This is a genomic window from Burkholderia sp. SIMBA_062, from assembly GCF_046534765.1.
Lineage (GTDB): Bacteria > Pseudomonadota > Gammaproteobacteria > Burkholderiales > Burkholderiaceae > Burkholderia > Burkholderia ambifaria.
The window spans coordinates 1-238 of sequence record NZ_JAWRYD010000598.1; the positions used below are offsets into that span (position 1 = coordinate 1).

At 63.9% G+C, this 238-nt stretch carries 1 pseudogene; it reads right to left on the minus strand.

Features of this window, described 5'->3' with window-relative positions:
- A pseudogene (locus tag SB786_RS37595) lies at positions 1-238 on the minus strand (acyl-CoA dehydrogenase); the annotation flags it as partial.

Genomic DNA, 238 nt, shown 5'->3' on the forward strand with positions numbered 1-238 from the left:
GGCGGTTGAGGGTGATGCGCCCCATGGCCAGCTTGAACCCCTGCCCTTCTTCACCAATCAGGTTGGCCGCTGGCACGCGTACATTGTCGAGCACGATATCGCCATGGGCACCCCCGCCGGACATCACCGAATAATCGCTCTCGATACGTACGCCCGGGGCCTTGAGGTCGACTAAGAACGCCGAAATACCCTGGGCGCCCTGCCCTGGCCCGGTCACTGCCAGCAGCACCGCCAAGTC